Below are 3,453 nucleotides of genomic sequence, written 5' to 3' on the forward strand. Positions count from 1 at the left end.
TGCCAATGCCAAATAGATGTATCCTACCGTCAATATCGGAGACATCATGAACGAGCGCGCCCGCGAGCTTTATATGGAGGAATTCCGTAAAGCCGAGCTTGGCCGCGTGTCGATGATTCTCGCCAACACCGGTATACCAGACGAATGGGGCAACGTATATGACAAAGAAACCTGGAACAAGCAGAACGGCACAGACCGCACCGGCGGAAGCTATTGGTATCAGCGTCTTATGCACTATTCATTCTATAATTCACCTGATGTTCCGTTCAAATCGGGTGGTATAGAGATAACATACAAGATGGATAAGCACAACCTCTACTGGCCTATTCCGCATTTCGCCGAGACAGCCAACAGTGAGGCGAAGCTTTGGCAGAACTTCGGCTATGACGGTTATGATCCCAACTGCAAGATGTGGGCGACATGGCAGGAAGCCGATGAGGATGCGCATAAATAAGGTAATATATAAGTAAGTTCAAGTAAAGGGGGAAGGGACGAAACCCTTCCCCTTTTTACTAAAGTTAACGTTCGTGGATTTGTTTAACAAACAGAGATTTATTTAACTCTTGATAAGGTGATGAAGATTGGTTTTAGAAAGATATTGGCGGTTGTTGCCGCAGGGATGCTGCTGACAGGTCAGTCAATGGCGGCAGAGAGCAATGAGTGCGGAAAAATCCGCCCCGGGGAGATATGGAAGGATGTAAAGGGAGACACGATAAACGCCCATGGCGGGTGTGTCATATTCGCTGACGGAAAATATTACTGGTATGGCGAGCATCGCGCGGCGGTGCGGTCACTGCCGCAGGAAGGGGTGACAGTCTATTCTTCTCCCGACCTTACAACATGGACATACGAAGGGCTTGCCCTCAGAGCCACTGAGGAAAAGGGCCACGATATAGAACGCGGATGCATCATAGAACGTCCGAAAGTGATTTATAACGCCAAGACAGGAAAGTACGTGATGTGGTTCCATCTCGAACTTAAAGGACAAGGGTATGGACCTGCCCGGTGTGCGGTAGCAGTGAGCGATACCCCGGCAGGTCCGTTCACGTTTGTCAGATCTGGTCGTGTCAACGCAGGCATAATGCCTGACAATCTTTCAAAACAAGAAGCATCCGGATGTGCGGATGAGAAGATGGAATGGTGGACTCCTGAATGGCGAGCTGAAATAGAGCGCGGAATGTTCACGATGAGGGATCTCAATGGTGGTCAGATGAGTCGAGACATGACTCTTTTTGTGGATGATGACGCAAAAGGATACCATATCTATTCCTCCGAAGACAATCTGACTCTGCATATAGCCGAACTTACCGATGACTATCTCGGTCATACAGGAAAATATGTGCGTATTTTTCCCGGCGGACATAATGAGGCTCCCGCTCTTATGAAGCGTGGCGGACGTTACTGGATGATTACTTCCGGTTGCACGGGATGGGAACCTAACGAGGCACGTCTCATGACAGCCGATAGAATAATGGGAGAGTGGAAACAGCTTCCCAATCCTTGCCGGGGGGAGAACGCCGACAAGACTTTTCTGGGACAGAGCAACTATATAATGAAACTACCCGGCGAGGACCGCTTCATAGCAATGTTCGACAAATGGGATCCCAAAAGCCTGATGAATTCGCGTTATCTGTGGCTCCCGGTTGATTTTGACGCAGAGGGTGTTCCTTACGTCAGCTGGAAAAATGAATGGTCCCCTCGTAAATGAGTCGGATTAGGCTGAAAGTCTTTTGAAAGTTGCATCATAAGTGTTATCTTTGTGATGCGGATAACCAAAAACGAAACGATGAGAAACCATGAACAAAAATCCGGGAACCTGACGGGACATTGCACATTGCTGGCGATGCTCTGCATTGTCTTGGCTTTCTGCATGCCTGTCGGCGGGGTCAACTTCTACCCCCCTGTGCGCCTCGGTGTCAACCAGGGACTCGCCACAACATACGTGACACATGTGGCGCAGGATAACCGGGGATTCATATGGGTAGGTTCCGACAACGGTCTGTATCGTTTCGACGGGCACTCGTTCGTGCTTTACACAAGAGAGAACTCCGAACTTCCGGGAAACACCGTATCCTCGCTGTTTCACGATGTTGCCTCCGACAGGCTGCTTGTAGGAACAAAAAGCGGACTCGGAATGATCGACTGCAATACCGGAAAGCCGGAGAAGATAGTGTTGGGACATGACGCTCAGATCTTCAATGTGACGGATATTGTCCCCGCCTCCGACGGGGGTGTGTGGGTAGCCAATCATTACCGCACGATAGTCCACATGTCGCCTGACGGCAAGGAAACGGTATATCCGACAAAAGATTTCAAGGGTCTTCCGGAATCCGTCATATCTCTTGCCGACGACGGCAAGGGGCATCTGATAATAGCGCACAGCACGGAGGGTGTCTCCGTGGTTGACATCGCCTCGCGCAAGGTCAGGACTTACAGTCATGACCATAGAAATCCCAATGGCATACCGCAGGGTATAATTCATACGATCCATATCGATTCCCATAAGAACATATGGCTTGGCTCGAATCATGGACTTTCCCTGTTTATTCCCGAACGCGAGATTTTTCATACATTCCTTCACAATCCGGATTATTCAGGATCCATAGCGGGAAACCATGTCTACTCTATAATGGAAGATGCAGACGGTCTGATCTGGGTCGGTTGCGACATGGGGAGGGTGAGCGTCTTCAATCCTACGGATCTTACAGCCGGAAGTCCCGAGAATCTGAGGTTCCGCAATTATAATGTGAGCCAGCAGAGCGGGCGGGGAATCGCCAACGGAAACATACGTTCCATTTTCGAGGATTCGTTCGGAAACATGTGGATATGCAATTACGGAACCGGACTTGAATTCATGAGTCATCACCACTCTCCATTCAGGCAGCTTCCTTATTTCGGCACTCCTACCGAGGGGTTCGACAACCATGTGATATGGTCGACATATGCAGATGCCGACGGCTCGATATTGCTTGGCGGCACTAATTCCATAGGTGTCTTCCGCGATGGCGTAATTTCCGATGTCATGAGTTTCGCAACCGACATGTCGCATCCCTATTCGAGAGTAACGACACTCGGACGCGGCGACGGAGACCTGCTGGTCGGTCTCTATGATGACGGACTTCTTCGTCTCGACAGGGAACGCAGACATTTCGAAAGGGTGAACCTGGGGCGTCCCGACATAGGAATCAACGTCATTTTCAACGATTCCCTGAAAGGCACGTTTATCGGATGCTCCGAGGGTATTCTGAGATATTCCGGAGGAAAGGCTGAGTTCATGGAGGCTCCCGGAAAGGCGATGGGGCATCTTTCGGTGACCGGAATTGTAAGGGACCGGCGCGGACGTTTCTGGGTCAGCACTTTCGGCAACGGTATATTTGTATTTGACGAAAAGTTCTCAAGTGTCATGCATGTTCATCCGCGCTATATGAACGGAGGAACTGTAAAAAGCCTCTA

The 3,453-nt window shown here is 50.0% G+C and carries 3 protein-coding genes; all 3 read left to right on the forward strand.

What is annotated here, in order from left to right:
- The first annotated feature begins 16 nt into the window (after nucleotides 1-16).
- Nucleotides 17-454 carry a RagB/SusD family nutrient uptake outer membrane protein gene (locus JX312_RS10755; RefSeq protein ID WP_204457993.1) on the forward strand — a complete coding sequence of 146 codons (438 nt, stop codon included), beginning with the start codon at nucleotides 17-19 and terminating at the stop codon, nucleotides 452-454.
- A gap of 120 nt (nucleotides 455-574) precedes the next feature.
- Nucleotides 575-1,708: a glycoside hydrolase family 43 protein gene (locus tag JX312_RS10760; RefSeq protein WP_123404488.1), complete on the forward strand. Its 1,134-nt coding sequence runs from the start codon at nucleotides 575-577 to the stop codon at nucleotides 1,706-1,708.
- A 78-nt stretch (nucleotides 1,709-1,786) separates the two neighbouring features.
- A partial coding sequence (locus JX312_RS10765; RefSeq protein WP_304505002.1) for a two-component regulator propeller domain-containing protein occupies nucleotides 1,787-3,453 on the forward strand: 1,667 nt, incomplete at its 3' end.

It is taken from the genome of Barnesiella sp. CU968 (assembly GCF_905219685.1).
Lineage (GTDB): Bacteria > Bacteroidota > Bacteroidia > Bacteroidales > Muribaculaceae > Lepagella > Lepagella muris_A.